General features: G+C 48.6%; 1 protein-coding gene. It reads left to right on the forward strand.

All coding sequences use genetic code 11. The features are described 5' to 3' along the window. Positions 1-84: 84 nt before the first annotated feature. Positions 85-402 (forward strand): IS66 family insertion sequence element accessory protein TnpA, encoded by a 318-nt coding sequence (tnpA, locus tag EFBL_RS15880; protein WP_096183063.1) that lies wholly within the window; start codon positions 85-87, stop codon positions 400-402. Positions 403-428 lie beyond the last annotated feature (26 nt).

Raw genomic sequence — 428 nt, forward strand, 5'->3', positions numbered from 1 at the left:
GTAAGCGTCAAATATTCCCCACCTATGAGCCTTCTCTTGTCCGTGAGATAATCTTCCTCAGAATGAAGCGAGGAGGATTTTTTTATGACGCAAGCAGATCTTAGAGAAACATGGAAGGCCCGTATTGAAGCTTATCGGGCTAGTGGACAGCGTGCATCGGAATGGTGTGCGATCCATCAAGTCACCACACGTCAACTCTGGTATTGGATACGGAAATTGAAAGATACCGATAAAAAACCGGCTCGCCAATCTCAATGGGTTACAGTCAACGTGGACAACCAGACGGTTGAGACCGAATCGTCTCTCCTCGTCAAGGTGGGTTCGGTCGCAATTGAAGTCAGGCCAGGCTACAACCCATCACTCTTATCCGATGTAGTGAGGACGCTGCAAGCCCTATGCTAAGTGAGGTTCATGTCGATCGCGTGTAT

This window comes from Effusibacillus lacus, assembly GCF_002335525.1.
Lineage (GTDB): Bacteria > Bacillota > Bacilli > Tumebacillales > Effusibacillaceae > Effusibacillus > Effusibacillus lacus.